This is a genomic window from Winogradskyella psychrotolerans (genome assembly GCF_018860565.1).
Lineage (GTDB): Bacteria > Bacteroidota > Bacteroidia > Flavobacteriales > Flavobacteriaceae > Winogradskyella > Winogradskyella damuponensis.
Map to the genome: position 1 here is coordinate 240,638 of NZ_JAHKPS010000013.1, position 18,456 is coordinate 259,093.

General features: G+C 33.6%; 18 protein-coding genes. 15 read left to right on the forward strand and 3 right to left on the reverse strand.

Annotated features, from left to right (window positions below; all coding sequences use genetic code 11):
• Positions 1–9: 9 nt before the first annotated feature.
• The 3 genes from KO504_RS05660 to KO504_RS05670 all read left to right on the forward strand — a co-directional run bounded on the left by KO504_RS05660 (position 10) and on the right by KO504_RS05670 (position 2,728).
• On the forward strand, positions 10–360 hold the full coding sequence (locus KO504_RS05660; protein ID WP_215925355.1) for a hypothetical protein: 351 nt from the start codon (positions 10–12) through the stop codon (positions 358–360).
• Positions 357–1,997, forward strand: coding sequence for a M1 family metallopeptidase (locus KO504_RS05665; protein ID WP_215925356.1), 1,641 nt, complete (start codon positions 357–359; stop codon positions 1,995–1,997). The genes KO504_RS05660 and KO504_RS05665 overlap by 4 nt, the downstream gene beginning before the upstream one ends.
• Positions 1,998–2,155: 158 nt before the next feature.
• Positions 2,156–2,728 (forward strand): YdeI/OmpD-associated family protein, encoded by a 573-nt coding sequence (locus KO504_RS05670; protein WP_215925357.1) that lies wholly within the window; start codon positions 2,156–2,158, stop codon positions 2,726–2,728.
• A gap of 148 nt (positions 2,729–2,876) precedes the next feature.
• On the opposite strand, the gene KO504_RS05675 is transcribed toward KO504_RS05670, so the two are convergent.
• The 3 genes from KO504_RS05675 to KO504_RS05685 all read right to left on the reverse strand — a co-directional run bounded on the left by KO504_RS05675 (position 2,877) and on the right by KO504_RS05685 (position 6,613).
• Positions 2,877–4,340 carry a magnesium chelatase gene (locus KO504_RS05675; RefSeq protein WP_215925358.1) on the reverse strand — a complete coding sequence of 488 codons (1,464 nt, stop codon included), beginning with the start codon at positions 4,338–4,340 and terminating at the stop codon, positions 2,877–2,879.
• Between the two features lie 83 nt (positions 4,341–4,423).
• Positions 4,424–5,554, reverse strand: a complete 1,131-nt coding sequence (locus KO504_RS05680; RefSeq protein ID WP_215925359.1) for a vWA domain-containing protein — start codon at positions 5,552–5,554, stop codon at positions 4,424–4,426.
• A gap of 381 nt (positions 5,555–5,935) precedes the next feature.
• On the reverse strand, positions 5,936–6,613 hold the full coding sequence (locus tag KO504_RS05685; protein ID WP_215925360.1) for a Crp/Fnr family transcriptional regulator: 678 nt from the start codon (positions 6,611–6,613) through the stop codon (positions 5,936–5,938).
• A gap of 106 nt (positions 6,614–6,719) precedes the next feature.
• On the opposite strand from KO504_RS05685, the gene KO504_RS05690 reads away from it, so the two are divergent.
• The 12 genes from KO504_RS05690 to KO504_RS05745 all read left to right on the forward strand — a co-directional run bounded on the left by KO504_RS05690 (position 6,720) and on the right by KO504_RS05745 (position 18,386).
• Positions 6,720–9,095, forward strand: a complete 2,376-nt coding sequence (locus KO504_RS05690; RefSeq protein WP_215925361.1) for a heavy metal translocating P-type ATPase — start codon at positions 6,720–6,722, stop codon at positions 9,093–9,095.
• Positions 9,096–9,174: 79 nt separating this feature from the next.
• The gene (gene ccoS, locus KO504_RS05695) at positions 9,175–9,360 is read left to right on the forward strand and encodes a cbb3-type cytochrome oxidase assembly protein CcoS (protein WP_215925362.1); all 186 of its coding nucleotides are present in this window, start codon (positions 9,175–9,177) and stop codon (positions 9,358–9,360) included.
• Between the two features lie 11 nt (positions 9,361–9,371).
• Complete coding sequence (gene ccoN, locus KO504_RS05700) at positions 9,372–11,570, forward strand: cytochrome-c oxidase, cbb3-type subunit I (RefSeq protein ID WP_215925363.1); 2,199 nt, start codon at positions 9,372–9,374, stop codon at positions 11,568–11,570.
• A 6-nt stretch (positions 11,571–11,576) separates the two neighbouring features.
• Positions 11,577–11,762, forward strand: coding sequence for a CcoQ/FixQ family Cbb3-type cytochrome c oxidase assembly chaperone (locus tag KO504_RS05705; protein ID WP_215925364.1), 186 nt, complete (start codon positions 11,577–11,579; stop codon positions 11,760–11,762).
• Positions 11,759–12,649, forward strand: a complete 891-nt coding sequence (locus KO504_RS05710; RefSeq protein WP_215925365.1) for a cbb3-type cytochrome c oxidase N-terminal domain-containing protein — start codon at positions 11,759–11,761, stop codon at positions 12,647–12,649. Before KO504_RS05705 ends, KO504_RS05710 begins: the two co-directional genes overlap by 4 nt.
• A 54-nt stretch (positions 12,650–12,703) precedes the next feature.
• The gene (gene ccoG / locus KO504_RS05715; RefSeq protein WP_215925366.1) at positions 12,704–14,128 is read left to right on the forward strand and encodes a cytochrome c oxidase accessory protein CcoG; all 1,425 of its coding nucleotides are present in this window, start codon (positions 12,704–12,706) and stop codon (positions 14,126–14,128) included.
• 60 nt (positions 14,129–14,188) lie between these two features.
• On the forward strand, positions 14,189–14,635 hold the full coding sequence (locus KO504_RS05720; RefSeq protein ID WP_215925367.1) for a FixH family protein: 447 nt from the start codon (positions 14,189–14,191) through the stop codon (positions 14,633–14,635).
• Positions 14,636–15,337, forward strand: a complete 702-nt coding sequence (locus KO504_RS05725) for a sulfite exporter TauE/SafE family protein (protein WP_215925368.1) — start codon at positions 14,636–14,638, stop codon at positions 15,335–15,337.
• 74 nt (positions 15,338–15,411) lie between these two features.
• Positions 15,412–15,846, forward strand: a complete 435-nt coding sequence (locus tag KO504_RS05730) for an RrF2 family transcriptional regulator (protein ID WP_215925369.1) — start codon at positions 15,412–15,414, stop codon at positions 15,844–15,846.
• 51 nt (positions 15,847–15,897) lie between these two features.
• Complete coding sequence (gene ric, locus KO504_RS05735; RefSeq protein WP_215925370.1) at positions 15,898–16,629, forward strand: iron-sulfur cluster repair di-iron protein; 732 nt, start codon at positions 15,898–15,900, stop codon at positions 16,627–16,629.
• 109 nt (positions 16,630–16,738) lie between these two features.
• A complete protein-coding gene (locus KO504_RS05740; protein WP_215925371.1) occupies positions 16,739–17,932 on the forward strand; it encodes a hypothetical protein in 1,194 nt (397 codons plus the stop codon).
• Complete coding sequence (locus KO504_RS05745; protein ID WP_215925372.1) at positions 17,922–18,386, forward strand: hemerythrin domain-containing protein; 465 nt, start codon at positions 17,922–17,924, stop codon at positions 18,384–18,386. The genes KO504_RS05740 and KO504_RS05745 overlap by 11 nt, the downstream gene beginning before the upstream one ends.
• Positions 18,387–18,456 lie beyond the last annotated feature (70 nt).

Below are 18,456 nucleotides of genomic sequence, written 5' to 3' on the forward strand. Positions count from 1 at the left end.
ACAAGAATCATGAAAATCAAAACGATTACATCTCTACTACCAGAATTATTTTTAATCGGTTCCGTTATCTATTATTGGATCTTAACTCCCAACCTTTTTAATCCTATTGCTATAGCTTTATTAGCTATTCTTGTGTATCAAATATTCAGTAAAAAAACGATTTTAGGATTACTAATTTCCACGGTCGTTATTATGTTGAGTTTATTTATGGTATTAGCATTAGTTTCTGAATTAGCTAAATTTACCGTTGTTAATCAAGATTACAACAACCTTCTTCTTTTTGGATCCTTGTATTTAGGACTAACATTACTATTGGCAGGATTTATGTTCTTTAAATATTTAAAACTTCAAATGAAATGAAATTAAAATACGTATGTCTCATTACTTTCATTGTATCAACTTTTTCTCTAAAAGCACAATTACTTCAAGATAAAGGAAAATTCACACATCAAGATACCCTAAGAGGAAGCATCACTCCAGAACGCGCATGGTGGGATTTAACCTATTACCATTTAGATATTGAAGTAAAACCAGAGCTCAAGTTCATTTCAGGCAAAAACACTATTTATTATAAAGTCGTTTCAGAGCCTAATGAGTTTATGCAAATCGATTTGCAACAGCCCATGGAAATAACCAAAGCGATACAAGATGACAAAGAATTAGAGGTACAAGTTGAAGGTAATGCCAATTTTATTTTAATTCCTACAAAGCAAAATATTGGTGACATCAAATCCATTGAAATTCATTATAATGGTTATCCGAGAGAAGCCAAACGCGCTCCTTGGGATGGTGGATTTTCATGGAAAAAAGATCAAAACGGCAAGCATTTTATCGCCACCTCGTGTCAAGGGTTAGGTGCTAGTGTGTGGTGGCCAAACAAAGACCATATGTATGACGAAGTGGATAGTATGCTGATTAGCGTTACCAATCCCAAATGGTTGACGAATGTCTCTAATGGTCGTCTTAGAAAACGGGTTGAAAATAATAACAACACCGTCACTTCGCATTGGTTTGTGAGCAACCCAATTAACAATTATGGAGTTAATGTGAATATTGGAGACTATACCAATTTCTCAGAAGTCTTTAAAGGTGAAAAAGGGGATTTAGATATGGATTATTGGGTGCTTAAAGATAATTTAGAACTCGCCAAAGCACATTTTAAAGATGCACCAAAAATGATGAAAGCCTTTGAACATTGGTTTGGTCCTTATCCATTTTATGAAGATAGTTTTAAATTGGTTGAAGTCCCTTATTTAGGCATGGAGCACCAAAGTTCTGTAACCTACGGAAACCAATATAAACAGGGCTATTTAGGACGAGATTTATCTGATACTGGTTGGGGTTTAAAATTTGATTTTATTATCATTCATGAAGCTGGTCACGAATGGTTTGCTAACAATATCACCAACAAAGACATCGCTGATATGTGGATTCACGAAGGCTTCACCTCCTACTCTGAAAATTTATTTTTAGACTATTATTATGGCAAAGAAGCGTCTGCCGATTATGTGATTGGCACACGTGCTAATATTCAAAACAATAAACCTTTAATTGGCACCTACAATGTGAATAATGAAGGCTCTAGCGACATGTATTATAAAGGAGCTAATATGTTGCATACACTTCGTCAACTCATTGAAGATGACGAAAAATGGAGACAAATACTGAGAGGCTTAAATTCTGAATTTTATCATCAAACGGTGACTACTAAACAGATTGAAGATTACTTAAGTGAGCAATCAGGTATTGATTTAACGGCTTTTTTTAATCAATATTTAAGAACGACTAAGATTCCGACCTTGGAATATGAAATAAAAAAAGGGGAACTAAAGTATCGTTGGACAGACATTGTTGAAGGGTTTGATATGCCTATTCAAATTGACATTGATGGCAAATCCGAATGGTTGTTCCCAAAAGCAACTTGGCAGACTAAAAAAATATTTTCTAAAGGCTTTAAGATAGATAGAGATTTTTATATTCTATCAAAAGAAATTTAAAAACACCCCTAAGAGCTTCGATCGGTAGTTTCAAAACAAAATATATTTTGGTTCTCACTAATCCTCAAGGAGACAATTCACTCAGTTAAATTAAATAACATTAAAAAAAAACTGACAGGTCTGAAAACAAAAGACTCCCGCTTTCTCGGGAAATAAACATGGAATTACAAGAATTATATTTTAAAACAGATACGGAATGGCGCGAATGGTTGCTAGACTATCACGATTCTGTAAAAGGTGTTCATCTAATTTTCTACAAAGTCGATCATAAAAAGGACTCTATGCGTTGGGAAGAAGCCGTAAAAGTGGCCCTTTGTTTTGGCTGGATAGATTCCACAGTAAAAAGTTTAGGAGACGGAAAACGCCGACAATATTTTTGTCCACGAAAACCCAAAAGTGTCTGGAGTGCAGTAAACAAAAATCATATAGAGCAATTACATAAAGAAAACTTAATACACCAAAGTGGACATCTGTCTATTCAAATTGCAAAAGAAAATGGCAGTTGGACAGCATTAGACGATGTAGAAAATGGAGTTATTCCTCGTAATCTTCAAAAAGCCTTTGATGCTAACAAAAATGCTTTTGAAAACTACCTCAACTTTGCTCCTAGCTACAGAAAACAGTATTTATATTGGTTAAACCAAGCCAAACGTGAAGCGACAAAACAAAAAAGAATCGCAGAGATTATAAAACTCTGCGATGCTAATATTAAAAGTCGTGATATTTGGTAAGTTATAGTTTACACATCATTAAGCTCAACAATAAACTATTACACCCTAAGGTCCCCTCAAGGGGACAATCCACCATATAATATTAGAACTACTGTCCCCTCGAGGGGACCTTAGGGGTGTTTTAAAATTTTAAACAAGATTTTAGAACCTATAACCCACTAATATAACTTCCATAAGGGTCTTTAAACTGCATGCCTTCAGAATAACGATACTTACTTAATTTTTTAAATTGCGTTAAACCCCAAAGAATAAATTCCTTTTCAAAATAGACATCTTTAGGATCAATTTCTGGCTGATAATCTGCAATTAAAGCATCTAAAGGTGTTACCTCATCTAATTTTACCTTATAAGTTACATCATCATAATCATCTAACAATTCAAAACCATCTCCATTAAAGAACCACGAGATTAAGTCATCGTAAGGAGTTTCGTCACCTTGTTTTTCTAGTTTTTCAACTTTAGGAAAATATTTAGGGAATAAGGTTTTTACTGCAGCTTCCATTAAAGCGTTAGCTACAAAATCGGCACCTTCTTGTTCTCCTTCGTACACTAATTCTATTTTTCCTGTAATTGCAGGAATCACTCCTGTAAAATCTGATAAACGTACAGCAGTTGTATCGTCACCAGCAATTAAAGCTCTACGCTCTGCGGTACTTAGTAAATTCTCAAAAGCCGTAATACTCATACGTGCACTGACTCCACTTTTTACATCTACATACTCACTTTCTCTAGCTTCAAAACTGATTTGCTCTAAAAGGTCTTTCGCTAATTCTGGAACATAAACAGATTCTGATTGTCTCGAATCTAGCTTAGCCTCTTGAGTTGTAATGGTTCTAGCCGTTTCTACAGAATCTGGGTAATGCGTTAAAATCTGAGACCCTATTCTATCTTTTAAAGGAGTTACAATGCTTCCTCTATTGGTATAATCTTCAGGATTCGCCGTAAATACAAACTGCATATCTAAAGGTAAACGTAATTTGAATCCTCTAATTTGAATATCTCCTTCTTGTAAAATATTAAATAAAGCCACTTGAATTCGTGCTTGTAAATCGGGCAATTCGTTTATGACAAAAATACAACGGTTCGCACGTGGAATCATACCGTAATGAATCACACGGTCATCGGCATAACTCAATTTTAAATTGGCTGCTTTTATCGGATCGACATCACCAATAATATCAGCAACGGTTACATCTGGAGTAGCTAATTTTTCTGCAAAACGATCACTTCTGTGTAACCACGTTATTGGAGTATCATCTCCTTTATCTGCAATCAATTCTATTGCAAATCTTGAAATCGGCGCTAAGGGATCATCATTAATTTCAGAACCTGCGACTACTGGAATGTTTTCATCCAACAGATTCACCATCATCCTTGCTAAACGTGTTTTTGCCTGTCCTCTTAATCCTAATAAATTAATATTGTGTCTAGATAAAATCGCACGTTCTAATTCTGGGATCACGGTATTTTCATAACCATGAATGCCTTCAAACGTATTGACTTTATTCTTTATATTTTCAATAAGATTATCTCTCAATTCATCTTTAATAGACTTTGCTTGATACCCTGCTTTTTTTAATTCTCCGAGTGTACTTATATTTTCTGTTTTCATTGTATAGCTTTTGGCTATTAGCATTTAGTTATTAGTATGCTCGTTTGAGCTAAAGGCTAATACCTAAAGGCTAAAAGCTGTTTTTATCCTTTAATTCTCTTCTTCCTATTGTTTTCGTAATCTTCAAAAATCATTTCGCCTAAACCTTTCAATCCTGTGTAGAAGGCTTTTCCTCTATTGGCTTGTGTAAATGCTCTAATAAATTGCATCAAATACGGATCTTCTGCAATCATAAAAGTTGTTATCGGAATATGTAAACGTCTTGCCTGTTGTGCCATCGCATAACACTTGTTGGTGATAAACGGATCTAAACCATTACTGTTTTTATAATATTGGCCGTCTGGCATACGTAAGCAACTAGGCTTACCATCCGTAATCATAAAAATCTGCTTGTTGGTATTTCGTTTTCTACGCAACATATCCATCGCGAGTTGTAATCCTGCAACGGTATTGGTATGGTAAGGACCGACTTTTAAATAAGGTAATTCTTTAATTTTAATTGGCCAAGCATCATTACCAAAGACTAATATTTCTAAAGTGTCTTTTGGGTAGCGGGTGGTGATTAATTCGGCTAAAGCCATAGCGACTTTTTTCGCTGGAGTAATTCGGTCTTCTCCGTACAGAATCATACTGTGACTAATATCAATCATCAAAACCGTACTCATTTGACTTTTGTGAAGTGTTTCTTCAACCACCAAATCGTCTTCGGTTAGACTAAAATCTCCAATCCCATTATTGATTTGAGCGTTTCTAATGCTTTCAGTCATCGAAACTTTATCTAAACCATCACCAAACTGATAAGGTCTAAAATCACCTGTATGCTCGTCACCAAGTCCAACACCTTTGCTTTTATGGTTGCCAGAACCACTGCGTTTTATTTTACCAAAAATATGATCTAATGCTTGTTGTCTAATGGCACGTTCTGTTTTGGCCGTAATTGTCATGCCGCCTTCACCAGCGCCTGTAGGATCTAGCTCTTCTCTTATATACCCTTTATTCTTTAGGTCTTCAATAAAATCATCAGTGGTATACTCTGGAGTCGTTAATTTGTATTCTTTATCCAGTTCTCGTAACCAATCGATAGCTTCATCAAAATCACCAGAAGTATGCGTAATCAGTTCTTTGAAAATTTCAAAGAGTTTTTCGAAAGGAGATTGATGCGGAGCTTCATAGGTTTTAAAGACGAAACCCGATTTATTTATTTTTTCTTTCATGTGTTTTTCTTTATTGTTATTTAACTGACACATGCAGTTCGCGACTATTCTCTGTCTTTCTGAGATGAAATTTTAAGAATGTGCGTTTCATAGCTATGTAAAAATAATGCTTTTAACAACGCTATATTTGAATATTTTAGATTCTAACATTTTATTAACTACTTACAAGTTGTACCAAAATGCCGTTATCCAATTAAAAAATAGTAGGACAAACTTATTGAAGCGCTAGATCAATCATACAATAGCAATAGATAAGAAAAAGACTGTAATAATTGAATTTAAAAAAGTGTCTTACAAATCAATTATTACACAAAGTAAAGTGACTTTTTTTTAGAAAAAATTAAGCTGTTAAGAAGACTAGGTTGGCGATAGACTATTGAATTACTCAATGCGTCTCAAGCCTTCTAAATCTAAAATCATAACATGTTTTCCTGTTGTAGCAATTAAACCTTCCTTTTTAAATTGAGATAAAATTCTAATGGCAGATTCTGTAGCTGTACCAACAAGACTAGCATAATCTTCCCTAGATAATATGACGCTTAAATAACCATCCTTATCCTTATCAAAAGTTTCATGCAAATAAATTAAGACATCTGCCAAGCGTTGCTTCACAGATTTTTGCGCCATATCTACAATGACATTATCTGCTATTCTGAGCTCTTTTGCCATATCTTGAAGCATATCTAGAGAAAAACTGGCATTTTTAGATAAATCGTGAAGAATCTCACTTTTAGGAATAAAACAGACTTCCATCTCATTTACGGCAACAGCTGTAAGGTTAGATTTCTCATCTGACACTAAGGAACGTTGTCCAATTAAATCACCTTTAACAACCAGTTTTACAATTTGGTCTTTACCATTGGCGCTCAATTTAGACAATTTACAGACACCATCTTTAACGCAAAATATCCCATTGATACTTTCCCCTTCTCTAAAAAGAACTTCTCCTTTTTGAACAAATCTAGACGTCTTACAACCAGAAATCCGAACTAAATCGTCTTTCCCTAAAGCTTTTAAGGCATTAAACTGTCTAATAATACATTGGTCACATTTGCTCATAGGAAAAACAATTAAATTCAAAGTTAATTAAAACATGACAAATATCATAGTTTAAATTCACTAGATTAGTGACTTTTGTTACAGGTATAAATGAGCAAATTATAATATGGAAAGCAAAACTTGTTTTCACTGTGGTGATGACTGTGGTAATCATCCAATTACATTTCAGGACAAATCATTCTGCTGTAATGGCTGTAAAACCGTTTTCGAAATTTTTAACGAAAATGATTTAACCTGTTATTACGATTTACAAAATTCGCCTGGTGCCATTCCAAAGGAAATAGAAGGCAAATTCGATTTTTTATCCCAAGAAAACATTATTGAAAAGCTAACAGAATTTAGAGCTGATTCTGTAGAAATAGCCACGCTTTACATTCCACATATTCATTGTAGCTCTTGTATTTGGATCTTAGAAAACCTCAACAAACTCAATCCAAACATTTCAGATTCTCAAGTCAATTTTGGAAAAAAAACAGTTAGAGTCACTTATAACTCTGATGCTACGGATTTAAAATCGGTTGTTTTATTATTAAGCTCTATTGGCTATGAACCTTATATTAGTTTAGACGATTTTAATTCTGGCAAAAAACATATTAACCGAGCCTTAATCTATAAACTTGGAGTTGCTGCTTTTGGTTTTGGTAATATTATGTTTTTATCTTTTCCTGAGTATTTTGAAGTCAACGAATTTTGGTTAGAACAATACAAACCCTTCTTCCGTTGGTTAATGTTTGCGATGTCTTTACCTATTGTGTTTTATTCTGCTCAAGATTATTTTATTTCAGCATACAAAGGTTTAAAGGCTAAAATTTTAAATATTGATGTCCCAATTGCTCTAGGAGTTTCTGTACTTTTTATTAGAAGTACCATAGAAATTATGTTTGATATTGGTTCTGGCTTTTTTGATAGTTTGGCTGGTTTAATATTTTTTCTTTTGGTTGGTAAATTCTTTCAGCAAAAAACCTATGATTTCTTATCCTTTGAGCGCGATTATAAATCGTATTTCCCTATCGCAATAACTAAGATAGACAAAGAAGGTAACGAGAATTCTATTCAGGTTTATGATATTGAAAAAGGCGATCGTATTTTAATTCGGAATGAAGAATTAATCCCTGTGGATGGTATTTTAATTAACGGAAAAGCAAAAATAGATTACAGTTTTGTTACAGGCGAATCACAGACAGTATCAAAACAATCTGGCGATAAATTATTTGCAGGAGGTAAACAAACCAATGGAGTTATTGAAATGGAAGCTCTAAAATCTGTTGAACAAAGTTATCTTACTCAGTTATGGAGTAATGATGTTTTTAACAAAAACAAAGAAGACGGTTTTACCAATATCACCAATACCATTAGTAAACATTTTACAATAGCGATATTAACGGTTGCTTTTATTGCGACAACTTTTTGGCTGTTTGTAGATTCTAGTAAAGCTATGAATGTATTTACAGCGGTATTAATCATTGCTTGTCCATGTGCCATTGCGCTTTCTGCTCCTTTTACCTTTGGAAACTTATTGAGAATCTTTGGCAAACAAAAATTTTACATAAAAAACGCTAGTGTTATTGAACAGCTAGCACAAATAAACACGGTAATTTTTGATAAAACAGGAACGATTACATCTAACAAAAACAGTAATGCAGAATACGATGGCGAATTACTTTCAGATTCAGAACATATAGTACTTAAAAATTCCTTGAGAGGCTCAAACCATCCTTTAAGCCGAACCTTATATACCATTTTAAAAGAAAACAATATCATTACACTTGATGCTTTTGAAGAACATATTGGTAAAGGTATTGAGGCCAAACACGAATCGGTTAATATGAAAATTGGTTCTGCAAGTTTTGTTGGTAACCCTAATGAAAGTACGGTTTTAAATACTACTGTTCATGTGAGTAGTAATAATGTCTATAAAGGCAAATTTACCTTTTACAATAGTTATCGAAAAGGGGTTTCAAAATTATTTAATCAATTAAAGCGGCATTTTGATTTGGTTATTCTCTCAGGAGATAATGAAGGCGAACTTGAAAATTTAAAAAAGTTATTACCGGCTAAAACCAAATTAATTTTCAATCAGAAACCAGAAGATAAATTAGAGTTTATTAAATACCATCAATCAGAAGGAGCTAAAGTTTTAATGATTGGAGATGGCTTAAATGATGCTGGTGCATTAGCACAGAGTGATGTTGGCATCGCCATATCGGAAGATGTAAACGTCTTCTCACCTGCTTGTGATGCTATTTTAGATGCTTCAAAATTTAAGCAATTATACAACTATATTTTAGCCTCTAAATCAGCTATAAAAATTATTAAATGGAGCTTTGTAGTCTCGTTTTTTTATAATATTATTGGATTATACTTTGCTACAACCGGACAATTAGAACCCGTCGTTGCAGCAATACTAATGCCTTTAAGCTCAATCAGTATTGTTGTATTTACAACAGTTGCTACAAATCTTCTAGGAAAACGATTAGAATGATTAAAAATAAGGAAATATGATAAAAATCATGTTTTCAAAACTAGTTCAAACGTAATTTTGGACCATAACTTCAGTAGGTATGAGTGTTATTTATATTTTATTATCAGTTAGCGTCGTTATTGGCGTGGCTTTCTTTGTCATTTTTATAATGGCAGTCAAGTCTGGGCAATATGATGATGACTATACTCCATCTGTACGCATGCTTTTTGAAGACGAATTAATAAAAGAGCAAACCAATACATCTAAACAAACTAAAACTGACTAATTATATTAAATATGGAAATGCAACAATTCTATTACGATAATAAAATCGTTAAAAAATTCCTTTATGCTACCATTCTATGGGGAGTTGTTGGAATGCTTGTAGGGCTCATTTTGGCCTTTATGTTTTTATTCCCTAACATGACCGATGGTATCTCTTGGTTGAGTTTTGGTCGATTAAGACCATTACACACCAACGCGGTCATCTTTGCCTTTGTTGGTAATGCTATTTTTGCTGGTGTATATTACTCTACCCAGCGTCTATTGAAGGCAAGAATGTTTAGTGACTTTTTAAGTAACTTAAATTTCTGGGGATGGCAACTTATTATCGTCGCAGCTGCTATAACATTGCCTTTAGGTTATTCTACATCTAAAGAATATGCAGAGCTAGAATGGCCTATAGATATTGCTATTGCCTTAATTTGGGTTGCATTTGGTATTAACCTTATTGGTACCATGATAAAACGTCGTCAACGTCACTTATATGTTGCTCTATGGTTTTACTTAGCAACGTTTGTAACGGTTGCGGTACTTCACATATTTAATAGTTTAGCACTTCCTGTAAGCTTTACTGGTATGAAGAGTTATTCTGTTTATGCAGGTGTTCAAGATGCCTTAGTACAATGGTGGTATGGTCATAATGCTGTTGCATTTTTCTTAACCACACCTTTCTTAGGTTTAATGTATTATTTTGTACCTAAAGCAGCTAACAGACCTGTTTACTCTTATAGATTATCTATAGTTCACTTTTGGTCGTTAATCTTTATCTATATTTGGGCAGGACCACACCACTTATTATATACTGCTCTACCAGAATGGGCACAACACTTAGGTGTTGCATTCTCAATTATGTTATTAATGCCATCTTGGGGTGGTATGATTAACGGACTATTAACCTTGCGTGGTGCGTGGGACAAAGTACGTACAGATCCCGTTTTAAAATTTATGGTAGTGGCTATTACCGGTTATGGTATGGCAACATTTGAAGGTCCAATGCTTTCGCTTAAAAATGTAAATGCTATTGCGCACTTTACCGATTGGATTATTGCTCACGTTCACGTTGGAGCATTAGCTTGGAATGGTTTCTTAGCCTTTGGTATGATTTATTGGTTAATCCCAAGATTATTTAAAACCAAATTATACTCTATTGGTTTAGCCAATATGCATTTCTGGATAGGTACTTTAGGTATCATGCTATATGCATTACCACTTTATGTAGCAGGTTTTGCACAAGCAAGTATGTGGAAACAATTTAATCCAGATGGCACATTAGTTTATGGTAACTTTTTAGAAACTGTAACTGAAATTATGCCAATGTATTGGATGCGTGCCATTGGTGGTACACTTTATATTACGGGTATGCTAATTTTAGTATATAATGTTATAAGAACTGTTGCTAAATCTGATCATAAAGTAACTGATGAATTAGCTGAAGCACCTGCATTAAAACGTGTATCTAAAGGTCGTGTTGCAGGAGAAGGATGGCACACTTGGTTAGAGCGTAAGCCTGTACTATTAACTATATATGCTACCATAGCTATTTTAATTGGTGGTATTGTCCAAATTGTACCAACTATTGTTGTAAAATCAAATATTCCAACAATTAGCACGGTTAAACCATATACTCCTTTAGAACTTGAAGGTAGAGATCTTTATATTAGAGAAGGTTGCGTGGGCTGTCACTCACAAATGATACGTCCTTTTAGATCTGAAGTAGAGCGTTATGGTGAATACTCTAAAGCAGGTGAATTTGTTTACGATCATCCATTCCTTTGGGGAAGTAAACGTACAGGGCCAGATTTACATCGTATTGGAGGCAAGTACTCAGACAACTGGCACTTTAACCATATGTACGATCCACAGAGTACATCTTCAGGCTCTATTATGCCAGCTTACCAATGGTTAATTAGAAATGAACTAGACAAGTCTAGCACTGAAATGAAAATGGAAACAATGGTTTCATTAGGTGTACCATATACTGAAGAAGATATTGCAAACGCACAAATAGATATGCTAGAGCAAGGTATTCAAATTGAAAAAAACCTATACAATGATCCAGATTTTGTAGCCTCTTATGAAGCTGATAAAGCTGCTTCAGGTGATGAATTCGTAGAAATGCGAAATAGAGAAATCGTGGCTTTAATTGCTTATTTACAGCGATTAGGAACCGATATTAAAGTAAAAGATATTTTAGACGAAACCGCTCAAAACTAACTCATTATGTTCAAATTTGTAAAAGGCCATTTGGAAAGTATCATAGGTATAGAAATATACCCTATGATATCCCTTCTTATTTTCTTTATCTTCTTTGTTGTATTATTCTACTGGGTAATCACAGCTAAGAAAGATTATATAACCACTGTTAGTAATATACCATTAGACAACCAAAACGATACCGAAATATGAGACATTTAATCCCATCATACGTAAGAGTACCTGTAGTGTTTTTTGCCATTGCCGGACTCATAGAATACTTTATAGATTCAGGAGATCAGCCTGCCTTTATGGAGCAGCCTATTATCTTACTCTTTTTACTATTAGTATTATTAGTACTTATTGCTATTGAAGGTATTGTAAATTCATTAGATAATATTCTCTATCAAAGTTTAGATGAAGAAGGTAAAAAACGTTATTTAGCTTCTCAAACTAAAACACCTCAGTTTACAAAAGTTAAAGCACTTTACTCAAAATTAGTAGGAAAGCATAAACCTATTGAAGAAGAAGGCGAAATTATTCTAGATCATAATTACGACGGCATTAGAGAATTAGATAATAATTTACCGCCATGGTGGATATATTCTTTCTACATCTCAATAATTTTCGCCGTAGTTTATATGGTACGTTATCATGTTTTGGATGCAGACAATCAATTTGTAGAATATGAAATTGAATATGCAGAGGCTAACAAAGCAATTGAAGAATACAAGAAAACAGCAAAAGGTTTAGTTGACTTTAATACTGTGGAACTATTGACTGAAACAGCAGATTTGAACGCTGGTAAAAAGATTTTTGAAACCAACTGTGTTGCTTGTCACATGGCAGATGGTGGTGGTGGAATTGGACCAAACCTTACCGATGACCATTGGATTTTAGGTGGAGGTATCAAAAATGTTTTTAAAACGGTTTCTGAAGGTGGACGATCAGGAAAAGGTATGATTGCATGGAAACAAAGTTTAAAGCCTCTAGAAATGGCTCAGGTAGCCAGTTATGTTTTACAGTTTCAAGGCACTACTCCTGCTAATCCTAAAGAAGCAGAAGGTGATATTTGGGTAGATGATGACTCTAAAGAATAATAAAGAAACAATATAATAAGATTTGTTTCTAATAAATATTTAAGTTGAAAAACAATGGAAACGCCAGAAAATGAAGTTTTTAGAGATTCAATTGGAACAATTGATGAAGAAGGTAAACGTAAATGGGTCTTCCCTAAAAAACCCTCTGGACCATTATATGAAAAGCGTAAATTAGTAAGCTATTTTTTATTAGCATTTTTACTGGCAGCTCCGTTCATAAAAATTAATGGTAATCAGTTTCTATTATTTAACATATTAGAAAGGCGCTTTAATATTTTTGGATTTCCATTTTGGCCTCAAGATTTTTACCTCTTTGTGGTATCCATGCTAATAGGTGTTGTTTTTATTACACTATTTACCGTAGGCTTTGGTCGTGTGTTTTGTGGTTGGATTTGTCCACAAACCATCTTTTTAGAAATGGTTTTTAGACGTATTGAATATTGGATCGATGGTGATCGTAACAAACAAATGCGTTTGGATCGTCAGAAATGGGATGCTGAAAAAATCAAAAAACGCCTATTAAAATGGTTTATCTTTTTAGTTATATCATTTTTAATTGCAAATGTTTTCTTAGCCTATTTAATAGGTGGAGATAAACTTATAAAATACATAACCGAAGGCCCTTTTGAACATACAGGTACACTTATCCCCCTTCTAATATTTACAGCTGTATTCTATTTTGTATTTGCCTGGTTTAGAGAACAAGTGTGTATCATTGCATGTCCTTATGGTCGCCTGCAAGGTGTACTTTTAGATAATAAATCTATCGTTGTTGCATACGATTACAAACGTGGCGAAGCTGAAAATGGTAGAAAGAAATTCAGAAAAAACGAAGACAGAGAAGCTCTAGGTCATGGAGATTGTATTGATTGTTCTCAATGTGTTAACGTTTGTCCAACAGGAATAGACATTAGAAACGGTACGCAATTAGAATGTGTTAACTGTACTGCATGTATAGATGAATGTGATCATATCATGGAAAGTATTAACCTGCCAAAAGGATTGATACGTTTTGCTAGTGAAGATAATATTGAGAAAAAAGAGCCTTTTAAACTCACGGCTCGAATGAAAGGTTACATAGCTGTACTTACCATTTTAATTGGCATATTAGCAGGTATGTTACTTTTACGTAGTGATGTTGAAGCTAGAATATTACGATTACCAGGACAATTATATGAGCACAAGGATAACGATATTATAAGCAACGTTTATACCTTTAAACTGGTAAATAAAACCTCTAGAGAAATAGATGATATAACCTTTAAACTAAGAGGTTGGGACGGAGATATACACATTGTTTCTACTTCTGAGACCTTTGTTGTAGAGCCACAAGGCATAGCCGAAGGCACATTGTTTATAGAACTTAAACAAAGTGATTTATCAGGGGATAAAAATGACGTTATGATAGATCTCTATAGTAAAGATGAACTCATTGAAACCACCTCTGTAACCTTCTTAGGTCCTAGAAGTTTTAATTAGTGATCATTACAAATTAATGTTGACCTAAGTTTAATTCAGGGTGACAAAATAAATATAATTATGAAAATAAATTGGGGAACAGGAATCGTTATTGCATTTGTATGTTTTATTTCGTTTATCATGTACTTTGTCATAAGCATGAGTACAGATAAAAAGTATGACCACGATTTAGTAATTGAAGATTATTACGGACAAGAGCTGCAATTTCAAGCTGATTTAGATCACGAAGAAAATGCAAAAAATCTTAAAACCAATGTGTCTTGGAAAAAAACTAATGAAGGCATTGTTATTTCATTTCCAGAAGATTTAGATATTCAAAAGATTGAAGGTAAAGTGTTCCTATATAGACCATCTAACAAGCAATTAGATTTTGAAACACCGATTTCACTGTCTAACCACAATTTGCTCATACCTGACAAACGCTTGTTGGATGGTCGTTGGAACATTAAAGTAGATTGGAAATATAACACAAATTCTTATCTCTTTAAAAAAGAAATCACCTATTAAATGTTAGCATCTGCATTCATATTAGGGTTATTAGGTAGCCTACACTGCGTTGGTATGTGTGGTCCTATTGCCTTTATGTTGCCTGTAGATAGATCTAACTCCTTTAAAAAAGTAAGCCAAATTAGTATATACCACTTTGGTAGACTACTAGCTTACAGTATTATAGGCTTGGTTTTTGGACTCGTTGGAAAAAGTTTTTCACTTTTTGGAATACAACAGCAACTTTCTATTGTTATTGGAATTTTAATGATAGTTATAGTCCTCTTACCTCAAAACATAATAGGGAAGTATAACCTCACAAAACCGTTATACAAAGGTATTTCTAAAGTTAAATCCTCTTTAGGAAAAGCTTTAAAAAAGAAAACAGCAGATACGTTTTTAACTATTGGTTTTCTCAATGGCTTTTTGCCTTGTGGCTTAGTCTACATGGCTGTCTTTGGATCTATAGCCACTGGCAGTTTGTTAGAAGGTAGTATTTATATGGTTTTATTCGGACTCGGAACCATTCCTTTAATGACAACAGCCATTTATTTAGGTAAATTTTTAAATAGTACTATAAAACAACGTATTCAAAAAGCAATTCCTGTTTTTGTTGTAGTTATTGGATTATTATTTATTCTGCGTGGTTTAGGCTTAGGTATTCCTTACCTCTCGCCTGCTCCAGTAATAGAGATGGCTTCAAGTGCTATTGAATGCCATTAAACATATTTTAATTAAGACAAAACTATCTTATTTAAAATATATAACTTATCTTTGTTATATAAATTAACAAACCTATGTTTTCTAAAGCTTGTGAATACGGAATTAAAGCCAGCATTTTTATTGCAGTAAATTCTTCTGAAAACAGACGTGTAAGTCCTAAAGAAATTTCTGAAAAGATTGATTCACCTCAGGCATTTACCGCAAAAATATTGCAAGCCTTAGTTAGAAACAACATAGTGAAATCGGTTAGAGGAGCTTACGGTGGTTTTGAAATTGATAAAGATAAAATTGCCACAATAAAACTCTCTCAAATTGTTTTTGCTATTGATGGAGATAACATTTATAAGGGCTGCGGATTAGGTTTACATACCTGCGATGAAAATCATCCTTGCCCTGTACACGATAAATTTAAAGTCGTTAGAGAAGAACTAAGAGAAATGCTAGAAAACACAACTTTAGAGCAGTTAGCCCTAGATATTAAATCTGGTGTCTCATTTCTAAAGATCTAAAAAAAAATTTGAACACAAATAGGATAAGTTTATCCGAAATAAAATTATAATATGGAAACACTTCAAAAAAATACCCAAAAAGAAATAGGACAATATGTTGCAGATGATTTTAGAACCGCGGCTATTTTTTCTAAATACAAAATCGATTTTTGTTGTAATGGTAATCGAACAGTAGAAGAAGCTTGCGATAAAAAAGGTATTGACAGCAATCAGCTCATGGATGAACTTAATCAGGTTTTAAACTCTAAAGGTGCTGAAACTATAGATTACAAATCTTGGCCTTTAGATTTATTGGCTGAATATATTGAAAAGAAACATCACCGATATGTCGAAGAGAAAACCCCTGTGCTACGTCAGTTTTTAGATAAATTATGTCGTGTGCACGGAGAGCGTCATCCAGAATTGTTTAAAATTAATGAATTGTTTACAGCTTCTGCAGGAGAATTAGCATCACACATGAAAAAAGAGGAACTCATCCTTTTTCCATTCATTAAAAAGATGGTAAAGGCTAAATTAGAAGATCAAACAGTACAATCTCCTCAATTTGGAACCGTTGAAAACCCTATTGCCATGATGATGGAAGAGCACGATAACGAAGGAGCTCGATTTAGAGAGATTGATGCACTCACTAATAATTACACTCCACCTGCAGATGCATGTAACACCTATAAAGTCACTTTTGCGATGTTGGAAGAGTTTGAAAAAGATTTGCATTTACATATTCATTTAGAGAATAATATTTTATTCCCTGAAGCTATAAAATTAGAACAACAGTTTAGTTAATAGCAATCCCTTAATACATTTCTAAACTTGAAAATCCTAAAATGTTATCCCTTACATTTTGGGATTTTCTTCTTATTAATCTGTATATTTCTAAATCGTAATCTTAACGATGCCAAAAAAGTTAGTTGTTATATGTCTAATTAATTTTCTAATTGCAGCCCTAATGGGTTTGGCACTGCGCTTTTCATTTTTAGAATCTATTGGTATAAATTATCGGTTTTTAACACATGCGCACTCTCATGTTGCCATGTTAGGTTGGGTGTATTTAATGCTATTTACGCTGTTTATTCATTATTTTATTCCTAATGAGCCTAAGATTTTTAATCGCTTGTTTTGGCTCACAGAACTTGCTGTTGTTGGTATGATGATTAGTTTCCCCATACAAGGTTATGCTGCACTATCCATAACATTTTCAACATTACATATCTTTTGTAGTTACTACTTTGTATTTCTTATCTGGAAACATCTTAAGACAAGGTCTACTGCAACCGAAAAATTATTAAAAGCATCACTCCTATTTATGATGATTTCTACCATTGGAGTTTGGTGTTTAGGACCTGCAGTTTCCATACTTGGATCAACTTCGGCCTTTTATCACATTGCCATTCAATTCTTTTTACACTTTCAGTTTAATGGCTGGTTTTTAATTGCTGTTATTTCTGTGTTTTTTCACCTATTAAAGGTTGAAGACTCTAAACTATTTAGGCAGTTTTACAGGTTGTTAATTGCATCTACAATACTAACATTTGCCTTGCCAATTCAATGGTTTGCGCCTCATTCGAGCTTGCCATGGATTAATGGTGTGGGTGTTATACTTCAAGTTTTAACGCTTTATAAATTCTTTCAACTTATAAAGCCTAATCCGTATTTAGCATGGCACAAAGAATCAAAGCTTGTGACTTATATGTACGGTTTTGCATTGGTCTGTTTTATCTTAAAAGTACTGTTTCAAACCGTATCTATTTTGCCGGAATTCTCTGCAGTTGTTTACAATCACCGCAATTTTATTATCGGATTTATTCACCTACTAATGCTGGGTGTCATTTCAGGCTTTTTATTGGCTTTTATTATAAAAAGCAACTTCGTAAGCAATTCTAAAACTTTAAATTTTGGTGTGTACAGTTTCCTTTTAGGCTTTGTTTTAACTGAAGTGCTGCTGTTAATTCAAGGGATTATGTTTTATTTCGGAACTGGAATTCTACCCCATTATTACCTGTTATTATTTTTATTTAGCATCCTTTTACCAATAGGTATCAGTGCTTTATTATTCACTATTATTAAACAAGAAACTTATGCAACCTAAACCACAAAAACGCCATAAAGCACTTCAACCATTAAGCAGAGAACATCATCATGGCTTATTATTATCTTGGAAAATTAGAGCCGGATTTAGTAAAGACATCGCCCCTAAACGCATTAGAGCTTATGCCGATTGGTTTTTTAAAAATCACTTAATTCCCCATTTTGAAATAGAAGAAACTCACATTTTTCCCATTTTAGAGCCTGAAAACGAATTAATAAAACGCGTATTAGCGGAACACAGAAGATTAAAGCGCTTGTTTGAAGATCGTGACAACGACTTAAAAATCTTGAGTAAAATTGAAGAAGAATTAGAACAGCACATCCGATTTGAAGAACGCATCTTATTTCCCGAAATTCAGAAAGTAGCAACTGAAGCACAATTACGTTACATTGAAATTATACATCAACCTGAAAAATTTGAAGACAACGTAAGTGATGTCTTTTGGAAATCGTAAATTCAATTCATGATTTATGTCATTGCAGCTATTAATAAGTTTTCGTAACTTTAAGTAAAAGTTTTTTAAT

Bases quoted from the DNA above. Each gene is read 5' to 3' on its own strand.
- KO504_RS05660 (WP_215925355.1), top strand. From the start codon at position 10: ATGAAAATCAAAACGATTACATCTCTACTACCAGAATTATTTTTAATC.
- KO504_RS05665 (WP_215925356.1), top strand. From the start codon at position 357: ATGAAATTAAAATACGTATGTCTCATTACTTTCATTGTATCAACTTTT.
- KO504_RS05670 (WP_215925357.1), top strand. From the start codon at position 2,156: ATGGAATTACAAGAATTATATTTTAAAACAGATACGGAATGGCGCGAA.
- KO504_RS05675 (WP_215925358.1), bottom strand. From the start codon at position 4,340: ATGAAAACAGAAAATATAAGTACACTCGGAGAATTAAAAAAAGCAGGG.
- KO504_RS05680 (WP_215925359.1), bottom strand. From the start codon at position 5,554: ATGAAAGAAAAAATAAATAAATCGGGTTTCGTCTTTAAAACCTATGAA.
- KO504_RS05685 (WP_215925360.1), bottom strand. From the start codon at position 6,613: ATGAGCAAATGTGACCAATGTATTATTAGACAGTTTAATGCCTTAAAA.
- KO504_RS05690 (WP_215925361.1), top strand. From the start codon at position 6,720: ATGGAAAGCAAAACTTGTTTTCACTGTGGTGATGACTGTGGTAATCAT.
- ccoS (WP_215925362.1), top strand. From the start codon at position 9,175: ATGAGTGTTATTTATATTTTATTATCAGTTAGCGTCGTTATTGGCGTG.
- ccoN (WP_215925363.1), top strand. From the start codon at position 9,372: ATGGAAATGCAACAATTCTATTACGATAATAAAATCGTTAAAAAATTC.
- KO504_RS05705 (WP_215925364.1), top strand. From the start codon at position 11,577: ATGTTCAAATTTGTAAAAGGCCATTTGGAAAGTATCATAGGTATAGAA.
- KO504_RS05710 (WP_215925365.1), top strand. From the start codon at position 11,759: ATGAGACATTTAATCCCATCATACGTAAGAGTACCTGTAGTGTTTTTT.
- ccoG (WP_215925366.1), top strand. From the start codon at position 12,704: ATGGAAACGCCAGAAAATGAAGTTTTTAGAGATTCAATTGGAACAATT.
- KO504_RS05720 (WP_215925367.1), top strand. From the start codon at position 14,189: ATGAAAATAAATTGGGGAACAGGAATCGTTATTGCATTTGTATGTTTT.
- KO504_RS05725 (WP_215925368.1), top strand. From the start codon at position 14,636: ATGTTAGCATCTGCATTCATATTAGGGTTATTAGGTAGCCTACACTGC.
- KO504_RS05730 (WP_215925369.1), top strand. From the start codon at position 15,412: ATGTTTTCTAAAGCTTGTGAATACGGAATTAAAGCCAGCATTTTTATT.
- ric (WP_215925370.1), top strand. From the start codon at position 15,898: ATGGAAACACTTCAAAAAAATACCCAAAAAGAAATAGGACAATATGTT.
- KO504_RS05740 (WP_215925371.1), top strand. From the start codon at position 16,739: ATGCCAAAAAAGTTAGTTGTTATATGTCTAATTAATTTTCTAATTGCA.
- KO504_RS05745 (WP_215925372.1), top strand. From the start codon at position 17,922: ATGCAACCTAAACCACAAAAACGCCATAAAGCACTTCAACCATTAAGC.